At 73.9% G+C, this 12,669-nt stretch carries 12 protein-coding genes; 8 read left to right on the top strand and 4 right to left on the bottom strand.

All coding sequences use genetic code 11. The features are described from left to right. Window positions 1–19: 19 nt before the first annotated feature. Entirely contained in the window at window positions 20–301 is a 282-nt protein-coding gene (locus tag ACWDD9_RS03805; RefSeq protein WP_074001862.1) for a helix-turn-helix domain-containing protein, read from the bottom strand. Between the two features lie 439 nt (window positions 302–740). On the opposite strand from ACWDD9_RS03805, the gene ACWDD9_RS03800 reads away from it, so the two are divergent. The 6 genes from ACWDD9_RS03800 to pyrE all read left to right on the top strand — a co-directional run bounded on the left by ACWDD9_RS03800 (window position 741) and on the right by pyrE (window position 7,961). Next, complete coding sequence (locus ACWDD9_RS03800) at window positions 741–1,298, top strand: type III secretion system chaperone family protein (protein ID WP_049650411.1); 558 nt, start codon at window positions 741–743, stop codon at window positions 1,296–1,298. A 120-nt stretch (window positions 1,299–1,418) separates the two neighbouring features. Then, window positions 1,419–2,579, top strand: a complete 1,161-nt coding sequence (locus ACWDD9_RS03795; protein WP_449810700.1) for a pyridoxal phosphate-dependent aminotransferase — start codon at window positions 1,419–1,421, stop codon at window positions 2,577–2,579. A gap of 513 nt (window positions 2,580–3,092) precedes the next feature. Then, window positions 3,093–3,623: a DUF2617 family protein gene (locus ACWDD9_RS03790; protein WP_074001863.1), complete on the top strand. Its 531-nt coding sequence runs from the start codon at window positions 3,093–3,095 to the stop codon at window positions 3,621–3,623. 155 nt (window positions 3,624–3,778) lie between these two features. Beyond that, window positions 3,779–5,425: a polyamine aminopropyltransferase gene (locus ACWDD9_RS03785; RefSeq protein WP_234348276.1), complete on the top strand. Its 1,647-nt coding sequence runs from the start codon at window positions 3,779–3,781 to the stop codon at window positions 5,423–5,425. A 902-nt stretch (window positions 5,426–6,327) separates the two neighbouring features. Then, window positions 6,328–7,359 (top strand): hypothetical protein, encoded by a 1,032-nt coding sequence (locus tag ACWDD9_RS03780; protein ID WP_449810699.1) that lies wholly within the window; start codon window positions 6,328–6,330, stop codon window positions 7,357–7,359. Between the two features lie 65 nt (window positions 7,360–7,424). Continuing rightward, window positions 7,425–7,961, top strand: a complete 537-nt coding sequence (gene pyrE / locus ACWDD9_RS03775; protein ID WP_049659651.1) for an orotate phosphoribosyltransferase — start codon at window positions 7,425–7,427, stop codon at window positions 7,959–7,961. Window positions 7,962–8,066: 105 nt separating this feature from the next. On the opposite strand, the gene ACWDD9_RS03770 is transcribed toward pyrE, so the two are convergent. Further along, on the bottom strand, window positions 8,067–8,789 hold the full coding sequence (locus ACWDD9_RS03770) for a DedA family protein (RefSeq protein ID WP_049659650.1): 723 nt from the start codon (window positions 8,787–8,789) through the stop codon (window positions 8,067–8,069). A gap of 362 nt (window positions 8,790–9,151) precedes the next feature. Here ACWDD9_RS03770 and fbaA point away from each other — a divergent pair, with 362 nt between their 5' ends. Further along, entirely contained in the window at window positions 9,152–10,174 is a 1,023-nt protein-coding gene (gene fbaA, locus ACWDD9_RS03765) for a class II fructose-bisphosphate aldolase (RefSeq protein WP_049659648.1), read from the top strand. Between the two features lie 160 nt (window positions 10,175–10,334). Here the strand turns inward: fbaA and ACWDD9_RS03760 are convergent, their stop codons facing one another. Then, window positions 10,335–10,754, bottom strand: coding sequence for a DUF3151 domain-containing protein (locus tag ACWDD9_RS03760; protein ID WP_049659647.1), 420 nt, complete (start codon window positions 10,752–10,754; stop codon window positions 10,335–10,337). Window positions 10,755–10,972: 218 nt separating this feature from the next. Here ACWDD9_RS03760 and ACWDD9_RS03755 point away from each other — a divergent pair, with 218 nt between their 5' ends. After that, window positions 10,973–11,770: a DUF3152 domain-containing protein gene (locus ACWDD9_RS03755; protein WP_449810698.1), complete on the top strand. Its 798-nt coding sequence runs from the start codon at window positions 10,973–10,975 to the stop codon at window positions 11,768–11,770. Between the two features lie 32 nt (window positions 11,771–11,802). Here ACWDD9_RS03755 and ACWDD9_RS03750 read toward each other — a convergent pair whose 3' ends face one another. After that, the gene (locus ACWDD9_RS03750; RefSeq protein WP_449810697.1) at window positions 11,803–12,660 is read right to left on the bottom strand and encodes a sterol carrier family protein; all 858 of its coding nucleotides are present in this window, start codon (window positions 12,658–12,660) and stop codon (window positions 11,803–11,805) included. Between the last annotated feature and the right edge of the window lie 9 nt (window positions 12,661–12,669).

Here is a 12,669-nt window from a genome sequence, read left to right as displayed (position 1 = left end):
CGCCCCGGGCCGGACGCCGTCACTCCGCCGCCTGCCGCAGCAGCCGCCGCGTCCGGTCCCGCCGGCTGCGCGCCAGCCGGTGCAGTTCGGCCACCTGGGCGTCCGGCAGGTTCCAGGTCTGGGTCAGCAGCCGCAGCGTGGACACCCGCGGGCAGGACACCTCCCGTTCCAGGTCCCGGATCGACCGCACGCTCAGCCCGGTCGCCTCGCCCAGCTGCTCCTGCGTCATCCCCCGGTCCAGCCGGATGCTCCGCAGCAGCGCCCCGAGCGATGCGCCGTCCCCCGTCGCCGCTCCACCCACTCCTGTTCCCCCCTCAATTCCGGACAGTCCGCCTCAGGACAGCTCAACTCACCCGGCTGGGCCGGGATTTGACCGAAGCGATTTCCGTCGCACGCTAACCGCATCCGGCCCGCACGGCAGCCGAACCGGCGCGCCAGGCGCGTGACGTGGCTCACGCGCGCTCTCCGGACGGCCTCCAGCCCGCCCCGGACACCCTCCGTGACGGCCGCCCGCTCCACCCCGGCCGGAACCGCCGGGGAACACCCTGGGGAAGCCCGGGAAGAACCCGGGAAGGACACCCGGAACGACACCGCGAAGAACGCCGTGAAGAACGCCGGACGAAGATCGACTCGCCCCTCGGCTGCCCCTGTGAGCGGAGCCCCGAATGAGGCAGGATGGGAGGTGGAAAGGGCGGCCTCTCATTGCCGGCCACCACGTGCACTGAGGAATGAGGACCCCCATGAGCATCGACCCGTCGTCCATCCCGTCCTTCGGCGTCCCCCAGGGCGGCCAGCCCGGCGGCCAGGGCGGGCGGCCGGCCGGCCCGCCGCCGATCATCGTCCCGGACCAGGGCCTGGTCACCCAGCTGCTGGACCAGATGCAGCTCAAGCACGTCGTGGACGAGGAGGGCGACCTCACCGCCCCCTGGGAGGGCTTCCGCGTCTACTACATGTTCCGCGGCGAGCAGAAGGAGCTCTTCGCGGTGCGCGCCTTCTACGACCGCGCGTACCCGCTGGAGAAGAAGGGCGAGATCCTCGACCTGATCGACGAGTGGAACCGCGAGACCCTCTGGCCCAAGGTCTACACCCACACCCACGAGGACGGCGTGGTCCGCCTGATCGGCGAGGCCCAGATGATCGTCGGCGCCGGCGTCAACCTGGACTACTTCGTCACCACCACCGCCAACTGGACCCAGGCCGCGGTCGGCTTCGAGCAGTGGATCGTCGAGCGCCTCGGCCTCCAGAACGAGATCGAGGGCGAGGACGGCGAGGGCGCCGAGGGCACCGACGAGGCCTGATCCCGCCCCCGCACCGCCCGTTCGGCCCGCCACCCGCCCCCGCGGCGGTGGCGGGCCGTTCTTGTCCCCGGCTCCCGGCTGACCCAGGATGGCCTGACAACGAGCCGTGAGGAGCCACCGATGGGTACCAGGCCACTGCTGAACCGCCGACTGGCCGGGATGGGCACGACGGTCTTCGCCGAGATGTCCGCCCTGGCCACGGCCACCGGTTCGATCAACCTCGGCCAGGGCTTCCCGGACACCGACGGGCCCGAGGAGGTCCGCGAGGCGGCCGTACGGGCCCTGCGCGAGGGCCGCGGCAACCAGTACCCGCCCGGCCCCGGCATCCCCGAGCTGCGCACCGCGATCGCCGAGCACCAGCAGCGCTTCCACGGCCTCGCGTACGACCCGGACAGCGAGGTGCTGGTCACCGCCGGCGCCACCGAGGCCATCGCCGCCACCCTGCTGGCCCTCCTGGAGCCGGGCGACGAGGTGATCGCCTTCGAGCCGTTCTACGACTCGTACGCCGCCTGCATCGCGATGGCCGGCGCCACCCGGGTGCCGCTCACCCTGCGGGCCCCGTCCTTCCGCCCCGACCTGGACGAGCTGCGCTCGCTGATCACCCCGCGCACCCGGCTGCTGCTGATCAACACCCCGCACAACCCGACCGGCACCGTCCTCACCGCCGAAGAGCTCGCGACCATCGCCGAACTCGCCGTCGAGCACGACCTGCTGGTCGCCACCGACGAGGTCTACGAGCACCTGGTGTTCGGCGCCGCCCACCACCCGATCGCCGCCCTGCCCGGCATGCGCGGACGCACCGTCAGCATCTCCTCGGCCGGCAAGACCTTCTCCTTCACCGGCTGGAAGGTCGGCTGGGTCACCGCGAGCCCGGACCTGGTGGCGGCCGTGCGCACCGCGAAGCAGTACCTCACCTACGTCAGCGCCGGCCCCTTCCAGTACGCCGTCGCCGAGGCCCTACGGCTGCCGGACACGTACTTCGACACCCTCCGCGCCGACCTGCTGCGCAAGCGCGACCTGCTGGTCGACGGCCTCACCGCGGCCGGCTTCCGGGCCTTCACGCCCGAGGGCACGTACTTCGTCACCACCGACATCACCCCGCTCGGCGAGAAGGACGGCATCGAGTTCTGCCGTGCCCTGCCCGGCCGTTGCGGCGTCGTCGCCATCCCGAACGCGGTGTTCTACGACGACGTGGAGGCCGGCCGTAGCCTGGTCCGCTTCACTTTCTGCAAAAAGGACGAGGTCCTTCAGGAGGCCGTCGCCCGCCTGCGGCGCCTGTGAGGGGCCGCACGCCCCCTTTCACGCCCTTCTCCGCACCCTTCGAACAGGACTGCCCGCAGCCCGACACCAGTTCTGATGGATCATCAACTTCCTTGATCGGCTTGCTTGTTTGCCGCCACTGAGGCACGCTGGCCGACCCTCCGGGCACTCTCCCGCCGCCCTCCACGCCCCGCGCCTGGAGGGCGGCGGCGCGTGATGCGCCCGAACAGCGCACACCCGGCGCGCACGGCGCGCAATCCGGTGATAGGGGCGCGCGCTGTGCAGACTCGTACACGGGCTCGATCAGAGCCGGGAAGCAGGTGTGCTCGAAACGGTGAATGCTTGACAAAGTTGGGTAAATCACCGGCGGGCCCGACGTATTCGTGCTTCTCTGCTGCTGAATCTCCAGCCGGAATCCTTCCTTCCACGGTCGGCCGCGCCCAGGGCCGCACAGCCACGAACAGCCTCGCCATCGCCTAGGCCTACTCGGTGCTGCTCGGCGGGCGCGCACGGAGCTGAAACGCGGAGCCGAGCATGCTCACCACACTGCAGACCTCCTACACGGACACCCGCGCCGGTGACCTCGCCTGGTGCCTCGGCGGCGACCCGCTGCCCGCTCTCGCCGTCCGCGACCTGAGACTCGACGGAGGCGGCCGCCCGGGCGCGTCCGGCACCCTCCAGCTGCGCCTGCTGGGCGCCTCCCACCAGGTGGTGATCGACGCGGGCCCCGGCCGATGTCTGGAGACCGTCGCCTGCCTGCCCGGCCGCCGCACCCCGCTGCCGGCCCGGGTGGCCAAGCAGGTCGGCGGCTGGGAGTACGAGTTCGCCGCCCGCATCGAGGCGCTGCCGCCGCACGACTTCGCGGCCCGCGCCCAGGAGCTGCTGGCCCTGGTCGAGGGGCACCCCCGGGGCCTCGCCGGGGTCTTCCCGGGCGACCCGAGCGCCTTCACCGCGCTGGTCACCCAGGGCGGCCCGGACCGGCTCCTGTGGCGCACCTGGCACGCCTATCCGCAGGAGGGGCAACTGGTGTGCACCCGCTCCTCGCTGGTGGTGTCCGGGGCATGACCGCCCCCAAGTCCGGAGCGGAACACCGGTCCGGCCGTAGGCCGCCCAACCCGGGCCTACGAATCGTACGCAGGAACGATTCGTCAATTCGACGTCGCTCACTGTCCGTCGGATGGGCGCAGCCATCCGTCCCGCACGTCCCCTAGCGTTTGTTCGTGATCAACCATCCGGCCGGTCCGCCCGCACGCCCGCGTGTGGACCTCGACGACGGCACCCCACCCCGGCCCGGGCGAGCCCACGCCCCACTCCTGCCCGCCCGCCGTCGGCCCCGGCTGCGCTCCCGACCACGGTTCGCCCGCCTGACCGTCCTGCTGGCCGCGTTCGTCTGCGCGGCCTGCGGACTCGTCTACGAGCTCGAACTCGTGGCGCTCGGCGACTACCTGCTCGGGGACACGGTCACCCAAACCTCCGTCGTGCTCTCCGTCATGGTCTTCGCGATGGGCCTCGGCTCCCTCCTCGCCAAACGGCTCACCAGCCGGCCCGCCACCGCCTTCGCCCTGGTCGAGTGCGCGCTCGCGCTCACCGGCGGACTCTCCGTCCTCGCCCTCTACTCCTGCTGGGCCTGGATCGGCCGCTACCAGGCCGCCATGGTCGGCCTCACCTGCCTGATCGGCATCCTCATCGGCGCCGAGATCCCCCTGCTGATGACCCTCATCCAACGGATCCGGCGCGAGGACGCCGGCCGGGCCGTCGCCGACCTGTTCGCCGCCGACTACGTGGGCGCCCTGATCGGCGGCCTCGCCTTCCCGTTCCTGATCCTGCCCGGCCTCGGGCCCGGCGACGGAGCACTGCTCACCGGCGCCGTCAACGCCGTCGCCGGGGCCGCCGTGGTGCTCTGGCTGTTCCGCGAGGAACCCGCCCCCCGGATACGACGGCTGCTCTGGGGCGGCTGCCTGCTGGTGCTCGCCGTGCTCGCGGCGGCCGCGGCCGGCTCCGACGCCGTCGAACGCGCCGCCCGGCACGCCCTCTACGGCGACCAGGTCCGCTACGCGACCCGCAGCCGGTACCAGGAGATCGTGCTCACCGGCCCCGCCGAAGGCCCGCTCCGGCTCTACCTCGACGGCCGGCTCGCGGTCTGCGGACCCGACGAGTACCGGGGCAGCGAGGGCCTCGTCCACCCCGCCATGGCGGCCGGCCCGGACGCCCGGGTCCTGCTGCTCGGCGGCGGCGACGGACTCGCCCTGCGGGAAGTGCTGCGGCACCGGGGCGTCCGCACCGTCCGGCTGGTCGACGCCGACCCCGCCCTCCCCCGGCTCGCCCGCACCGACCCCGGGCTCGCCGCCCTCGGCGGCCGCTCCCTGGACGACCCCCGGGTCCGCACCACCGCCGCCGACCCGATGGCCTGGCTGCGCGGCGCGGGCGCCCCCGGCGGGGACGGACCGTACGACGTGGTGCTCGCCGACCTCCCGGCACCGGCCGACGGCGGACCGGTCAAGTTCCACTCCCAGGAGTTCTACGGCCTCGCCACCCGGCTGCTCTCCCCCGGCGGCCGGATCGCCGTCCGCGCCGGGAGCGACCTGGACGGCCTCTGGCAGATCGAGTCCGGCCTGCGGACGACGGGCCTGCAGACCGCCCCGTACGCCGTCCCGGGCAGCGCCACCGCCGCCTGCCGCCCCGGCCCGCCGGACGGCGCCCAGAACTTCCTCCTCGCCGCCGCCACCCGCCCCCCGCTCACCCTCGCCCCCGACGCCCCGGCCCCCCGCGCCCTCACCCCCGACACCCTCCACGCCACCACCACCCGCCTCACCGCCCTCCGCCCCGCCCACCCCCCGGCCGCCCTCACCCTCCTCGGCCCCCGCTGAGGTCGCCGCTGAGCCGCGGCCCGGCGGCCCTCCTGCGCCACCGTTGAGGCCGACAGCCGGAAACCCCGCACCCGCACCGCCGCTCCGACGGCCCCGCGGCCGCCACCGGCCGCACCCGACGCCCCGGGAAGAGCGGCCGGAGGAAGCGGCCCCCGCCGGACACGGCAGGGGCCGCCCGGCATCCGCGAAGCGGGCCGAGGCGGGCAGAAGCCCCCTCCGCTCCCCGGGGTCCGCCCGCAGTCGGAACGGTGATCGACTCGCCGCCCCATCGCCGCTGCGCGAGAAGTCGATCCAGCCGACTTCCCACGCGGGGAAGCCCGGAAGAACGGGCGCCTCGACCGGCAAGCCCCCGCACGGGCGGGGCCGCTCGGCAGCTGGGGAGCGGACCCCGGCAGGAGAAGGCCCATGGCCCCGGCCCACCTTGCGGGGGCGGACGGCCGCCGGACGACGGGCGACGGAGCGGGTCCCGTCACGGTGCGGGGCCGATGGGGAGGGCAGCCCCGGGCCCGGGGGCCGCTGGATAGGCGCGGGCCCAATGGGCAGGACCGTGGGCGGCCCCGGGCCTGCGGGGCCAAGTGGGCGAGGCGGGGCCGGAGGGTGCCGGGCCCGTGAGCGGGGCGGCCCCGGGCCTGGGGCCGGTGGATGGGCGCGGGCCCGGTGCGCAGGGCTGTGGGCGGCCCCGGGCCTGGGGCCGGGTGGGTGGGGCAGCACCGGAGGGCGCGGGGTCGGTGGGCGTGCGCAGCCTCGGGCCTGCGGGGCCGGAGGGCGCCGGGCCGGTGGGCGGGGCGGCCCAGGCTCGGGGCCGGGACGATGGTGCGACGGCCAAGGGAACGGGTGGGGCGGGGAAAATCTGGTGGTGGTGGGTAGGGACCGGGCGGGGACCAGTCGGTAGGCTCCGTGGCATGGAGCATGAGGTTGTCGTCCCGATGTCCGCCGAGCTGGTGCGGCAGGCCTTGCAGGATCCGGCGCTGCTGGCGCGGAGCGTGCCGGGGCTGAGCACCGAGCCGGCCGCGGTCGGGTCCGGTGCGGCCGAGGAGATCGGCGGCCGGCTGAAGCTGCGGATCGGCGGCTCCACGATCACGTACAAGGGCGTGCTGTCGCTGATCGAGGGCCGGGAGGGCGTGCTGACCGTGCTCGCCGAGGGCGAGGAGGCCCGGGGCAGCGGTGAGGCGACCGCGACCGTCCGGGTCAGCGTCGTGGACGGCGCCGAGGAGGGCACCGCGGCGATCCGCTTCACCGGCGACCTGAGCGCCACCGGCCGGCTGACCGAGTTCGACGAGGAGACCCTCGACGCCACCGGCCGCCGTCTGCTGGACAGGTTCGCCGCCGCGCTGGTCGCCCCGGAGGGCGAGCAGCCGCAGGACCAGGAGGGCTCGGAGGACCTGGACGAGCAGGAGGACCAGGCCGCGGAGACCTCGACCGGCGCGGGTGTGGTCTTCATCGAGGAGCGCCAGGACCAGCCCGGCGACGACCTGGACGACGACCTCTCCGACCTGATCGCCTTCTCCGACGCCGACGCCGAGCGCTTCGGTCTGCCCACCGGCTCCGCCGACGACGACGAGGACGACGTCGATGGCGAGGGCGAGGGCGAGGGCGAGGACGGCTCCGCCGAGCAGGACGGCGTCGCCGAGGAGCTGCCCGCCGAGCCGCTCTTCGCGTACGAGGACGAGCCCGTGCTCTCCGGCCCGGTGCGCCGCAGCATCGTCGGCCGGTCCGCAGAGGAGGTGGACCACGCCCCGCCGCGCGGCCCGTACGCCCCGGCGCTGCCCGCCCGCAGCGCGCGGGCCCGGGCGGCGTCCCGCTGGGGCGGGGAGGCCGGCGGGATCGTGGTGCCGGGCGCGGGCGGCCGCAACGCGGTGCCGTGGGTGATCGGCGGCTCGGTGGCCCTGCTGGGCGGTGCCGTGGTGCTGGTCAGGGCGCTGCGCCGCCGCTGACCGGGCGCCGGCCGGGTGCGAGCCCGGAGAGCCGCGGGGACTGCCAGGGCCTAGACTGAACGCTCATGAGCAACGACCGCGACGCCCTGCTGGCACAGATCAAGGACAAGGCCGTCGTGCACGGCAAGGTCACCCTCTCCTCCGGCAAGGAGGCCGACTACTACGTCGACCTGCGCCGGATCACGCTGGACGGCGTGGCCGCCCCGTTGGTCGGCCGGGTGATGCTGGACGCGACCTCGCACCTGGAGTACGACGCCGTCGGCGGTCTGACCCTGGGCGCCGACCCGGTGGCCGCCTCGATGCTGCACGCCGCCGCCGCGCGCGGGCAGCAACTGGACGCCTTCGTGGTCCGCAAGACCGGCAAGGCGCACGGCCTGCAGCGCCGGATCGAGGGCCCGGAGGTCAAGGGCCGCCGGGTGCTGGCCGTCGAGGACACCTCCACCACGGGCGGCTCGGTGCTGACCGCCGTGGAGGCGCTGCGCGAGGCGGGTGCCGAGGTGGTCGGCGTCGCGGTGATCGTGGAGCGCGGCGGCGCGGCCGCCGTCGAGGCCCAGGGCCTGGAGTACGTGACCGCGTACACCCTGGACGACCTGGGTCTCTGACCCCGACCCGCCGGGACGACAAGGCCGGGACGACGAACGACCGAGGGCCGGTGCTGTTTCACGTGAAACAGCACCGGCCCTCGCCGTGTCCGGAGCGGCGGGCGCTCAGCCCCGCCGGTGCCGGCCGCCGCCGGCCTGGACCTGGCTCTCCTCGTCGACCTCGGCGCCGACGCCGGCCCGCTTCTTCTTCCGCTCGCGCATGACCTCGATCAGGATCGGCGAGATGGACAGCAGGACGATCAGCAGCACCGCCGGGATCAGGTACTTGTCGATCACCGGGGCGAGCGCGTCACCGAAGAAGTAGCCGATCAGCAGCATGGACTCGGTCCACAGCACGCCGCCGATCACGTTCCAGACGAAGAAGGTCCGGGCGGGCATCTCCAGGGTGCCGGCGACCGGGTTCAGGAAGGTGCGGATGATCGGCATGAAGCGGGCCAGCACGACGGCCTTGCCGGAGCCGAACTTGTTGAAGTACTCCTCCGCCTTCACCACGTAGTCGCGGCGGAAGATCTTCGAATCGGGCTTGTCGAACATCTTCGGCCCGACCTTGGCGCCGATCAGGTGCCCGAGCTGGGCGCCGGCGATCGCCGCGATCGGGCAGCCGATCAGCAGGACGGCGATCGGCAGCTTGGCGCCGTCGCCGAGCACCGAGGAGGCTGCGTTCGAGGCGGCGACGCCCGCGAGGATCAGCAGCGAGTCACCCGGGAAGAAGAAGCCGACCAGCAGGCCGGTCTCCGCGAAGATGATCGCGATCAGCCCGATGGCGCCGAGGGACGAGATCAGGGATTTGGCGTCGAGCAGGTTGACGGCCAGCTGGTTGTAGTCCACGGGCGCAGGATAGCGGGCGCACCTTGCCGGCGACGCGGGCGTACCGTGCCGACGGCGCCCGGCCGGGACCGGTTCCGGCCCCCGCCGGGGCCGCCCGGGTGCCGCCGTGCGCCCGTACCGTGCGACGTTCCGCATGGCGGGCTCCTGCTGACCCGCGGGCACGAGTCTGGGAAGATGGCACAGGCGTCCGGTCCGCGGTGGCACACCACCCTCATGGCCGTACCGCGCAGGTCGCCGCGAACGTGCCGGAGAGCCACCACCGCAACGCCGCGCGTCGGCGGGCCGGCACGGAGTCGTCACGAAGGCGTACACAGCGTCGGACAGCACCGTCCGTACGCCGCAACCCGACAGGAGCGGATCGCATGCCCATCGCAACTCCCGAGGTCTACAACGAGATGCTCGACCGGGCCAAGGCGGGCAAGTTCGCCTACCCGGCCATCAACGTCACGTCGTCGCAGACCCTGCACGCCGCGCTGCGTGGTTTCGCCGAGGCCGAGAGCGACGGCATCATCCAGATCTCGACCGGTGGCGCGGAGTTCCTGGGCGGCCAGCACAGCAAGGACATGGTGACCGGCGCGGTCGCGCTCGCCGAGTTCGCCCACATCGTCGCCGCCAAGTACGACGTCACCGTCGCGCTGCACACCGACCACTGCCCGAAGGACAAGCTGGACGGCTACGTCCGCCCGCTGCTGGCGGTCTCCGCCGAGCGCGTGGCCAAGGGCGAGAACCCGCTGTTCCAGTCGCACATGTGGGACGGCTCGGCCGAGACCCTCGCCGACAACCTGGCCATCGCCCAGGAGCTGCTGGCCCAGGCCGCCGCCGCCAAGATCATCCTCGAGGTCGAGATCACCCCGACCGGCGGCGAGGAGGACGGCGTCACCCACGAGATCAACGACGAGCTGTACACCACCGTCAACGACGCCGTGCGCACCGCCGAGGCGCTGGGCCTGGGCGAGCAGGGCCGCTACCTGCTGGCCGCCTCCTTCGGCAACGTGCACGGCGTGTACAAGCCGGGCAACGTCGTGCTGAAGCCGGAGCTGCTGCGCGAGCTGCAGGACGCGATCGGCAAGCAGTACGGCAAGACCGACCCGTTCGACTTCGTCTTCCACGGCGGCTCGGGCTCGACCGCCGAGGAGATCGCCACCGCGCTGGAGAACGGCGTCGTGAAGATGAACCTGGACACCGACACCCAGTACGCCTTCACCCGCCCGGTGGCCGGCCACATGTTCGCCAACTACGACGGCGTGCTGAAGGTCGACGGCGAGGTCGGCAAGAAGAACACCTACGACCCGCGCACCTGGGGCAAGCTGGCCGAGGCCGGCATGGCCGCCCGCGTGCGCGAGGCCGCCGAGCAGCTGCGTTCGGCGGGCAAGCGCCTGAAGTGAGGCCCGCGCCCCGCGTAGGACCCGCGCCCCGAGCGTGAGAAACGGGTGCCCCCGGCGGACTCCGCCGGGGGCACCCGTACGTCGGGGGGTGTCTACCGCTCTACAGCTCTGCCGCTCTCTACGGCTCTACCGATCTCTACGGCTCTGCCGCTCGACCGCTCTACTGCTTGAGCTCCGCGTACGCCTCCGCGCTGCTGTCCTTCAGGAACTGCCAGCAGCGGGCCTCCTCCTCGGTCTCCTTGATCGCGCCGGCCGCCCGGGCGAGCGCCGCCAGGCAGCGCAGGAAGCCGCGGTTGCCGCGGTGCTCCCACGGCACCGGGCCGTGGCCCTTCCAGCCGTTGCGCCGCAGCGCGTCCAGACCACGGTGGTAGCCGGTACGGGCGTAGGCGTACGACTCGACGTACCGGCCGGCCGCGTAGGCGTCGTCGGCCAGCATCGCCCAGGCGAGGCAGAAGACCGGGAACTCGGCCGCCACCTGGGTCGGGGAGGCCGATTCCTCCGCCAGCATCCGGTAGGGCCGCTCCTCCTCCGGGAGCAGGGTCGGTTCGGGACCGTCGAGAAGATTCCTGTGAATCGCCATGCCCTGAAGTCTGCCACCCGAGACGCAGGGGTCAACCGCCGTCCCGGACGGGCGGCCGCCACGGGCACCGGCACTGCCCGCGGGAAGGTGGACATTCACCCGTTCGCCATGCCAGTGTGAAGATCATGTCTGCAGCCCGATCCGTCGGCAGGCGCACCGCACCGCCCCGGAAGGGCGGTCGCCGACGCCGCCGGCAGCGGCGCAGACCCGGTCCTGGCATGCTCACGGCACTGGTGCTCTCCGTGCTGGTTCTGGGCGCCACGGCGGTCGTGCTGAACCGCCCCTCGGCCACCCCGGCCACCACCCCGACCACCCAGGCGAGGGTCGCCCCGCCGGCCGAGCAGGCCGCCACGGCGGCACCGGCGCCGGCTCCCGCACCGGCCGACACCCCGCCGCCCCCGCCGGCCCCGACACCGACCCCGCCGCCCGCCCCCGCCGCGCCGGACCCCGGCCCCGCCAAGGGCGCCGGCACCTTCACCGTCGCCCCCGCCACCGCCAAGCCGGTCGGGCGCGGCACCGTGCGCCGCTACCGGGTCGAGGTCGAGGACGGCATCGGCATCGACGCCCCGTCCGCCGCCGCGCAGGTCCACGGCATCCTCGGCGACAAGCGCGGCTGGACCAACGACCGCAAGAACGGCTTCCAGCTGGTCGCCGACGGCCCGTACGACTTCACCGTGAAGATCGCCTCACCGGCCACCGTGGACCGGATCTGCGGCGCCTCCGGACTGGACACCCACGGCGAGGTCAACTGCAACGTCGGCAACCAGGTGCTCGTCAACTCCAAGCGCTGGAACACCGGTTCACCGCAGTTCAGCGGCCCGCTGGAGGAGTACCGGGCGCTGATCGTCAACCACGAGGTGGGCCACCGGATCGGCCACGGGCACGAGGGCTGCCCGGGCGAGGGCAAGCCCGCGCCCGCGATGATGCAGCAGATCTACGGTCTCAAGGGCTGCGCGCCCAACGCCTGGCCGTACTCGGCGGAGGGCACCTACCTCAGCGGGCCGTCCGTCCCGTAGCCCGCGGGACCGGAGCCGCACCGGGGAGCCGGTCAGCCGAGCACCGGCAGGTACGCCCGCAGGTCGCTGCGCTCCCCCGAGGCGGACACCTCGGCCGCGTCCACCGCCGCCGCCCAGTCCGTCCGGCCGGTGGCCAGCCGGATCCAGGTCAGCGGGTCGGTCTCCACCACGTTGGGCGGGGTGCCCCGGGTGTGCCGAGGGCCCTCGACGGCCTGCACCACCGCGTACGGCGGGATCCGCAGCTCGACCGCGCCGCCCGGGGCGCGGTCGGCGAAGGCGTCGGCCAGCAGCCGGGTGACGGCCGCGACGGCCTGCCGGTCGTGCGGGAACGCCGGGAGGGCCTGGGAGGCCGAGGAGACCGGGGAACCGGGGAAGGCGTCGGGCCCGAGCGCGGCGGCCAGGTCGTCGGCGTGCACGACCGTCTCCACCAGCCTGGTCACCAGCATGTCGGAGAGCATCATCGAACCCAGCCGGATCTCGAACCGCCGCGCCGGGTCGGCGGCTTCGGGCCGCTCCAGCAGGGCGAGCAGCGCGTCCGCGGCCCGGCCGAAGGCGGCCGCCACCGAGGCCGCGTCCCCGGCGAACTCCGCCGCGCCCCGCGCCCGGGCCTGCTCGTCCAGCAGCGGCGCGACGGTGGCGACCCCGGCCGCCCAGCCCGACAGGTCCAGCGGTGCCCGCCCCTGCGGCCGGTCGTCCAGGTGCGCCGGGACGTAGTCGAGTTGGACGGCCAGGTGGGCGAGCAGCTCGCGGACCCGCCACCGCCCCAACCGGGTCGGCAGGTCCAGCTGCTCCGTGCCGAGCGCGTCCACGGCGGCACGCAGCGCCCTGGTCTGGGCGGCCAGCGCGGCGCGGACCTTCTGCGGCTGGTACGTACGGGGCTTGGCAGGCATGGGGCTCAA

Source organism: Kitasatospora sp. NPDC001119, from assembly GCF_053598475.1.
Note: the sequence above shows the minus strand (reverse complement) of the source record. Positions and strands in the feature narration are given on the sequence as shown.